Annotated in this window: 2 protein-coding genes; both read right to left on the bottom strand. The window is 41.9% G+C overall.

Going from position 1 to position 637, the window contains the following annotated elements:
- The coding region (locus Y887_RS19865; RefSeq protein WP_157004364.1) for an SDR family NAD(P)-dependent oxidoreductase at positions 1–390 on the bottom strand (390 nt) is incomplete at its 3' end.
- A 66-nt stretch (positions 391–456) separates the two neighbouring features.
- Positions 457–637 (bottom strand): hypothetical protein (locus tag Y887_RS21205; protein WP_046965673.1); only part of this gene is annotated, 181 nt, incomplete at its 5' end.

The following is a 637-nucleotide window of genomic DNA, read 5'->3' as shown; positions in this document are numbered from 1 at the left end:
AGCCTTGGATGCATTATAACACAAGCTGGACGTCATAGGAATATGCGCAGCGTTGGAAACGATGTTGATCACAAAGCCTTTGTTGTCGATAAGACTTTTCAGCGCAGCCTGAGTCGTGTTAACGAAAGAGAATGCGTTGGTGTGCATAACGCGGTTAACCTGTTCATAGTTTACATCTTCAAACCAATTGTTAGGGATGACACCAGCACAGTTGATCAAGCCTTCAACATCATATGGGCTTAAAATTTCTTTCATCTGTTTAGCATCGCGGACGTCATATCCGTATGCTGAATCGATGCCAAGCACGTTATGACCGTAAGCGCCAAGGGTGTCAAAAATAGATTTACCAAGACCGGAATTGGAACCTGTTACAACAATTACTTTTTTCATTTATTTATCCTTTTTTGGACTTCGTTTCGATGAGGTAAATATAACTCATCGAAACGCACAAGTAAACTATTTATTGAAATTAATATTATGGGTGTTGACAAGACGTTCACACATGGCGCTATAAACACCATCGTCGTGTATCGAGTCTTCATGCTTCAGGCCGCTGATTGCGAAGCGTGTAAGCTTGACAATCTTAAGCTCGAACAGATGCCACATGTGGTAGTCTTCCGGTGTCTTCAACGTTACG

Source organism: Xanthomonas pisi DSM 18956 (assembly GCF_001010415.1).
GTDB classification, from domain to species: Bacteria; Pseudomonadota; Gammaproteobacteria; order Xanthomonadales; family Xanthomonadaceae; genus Xanthomonas; species Xanthomonas pisi.
The sequence above is the reverse complement of the archived record's forward strand: the minus strand, read 5'-3'. Positions and strand labels throughout refer to the sequence as shown.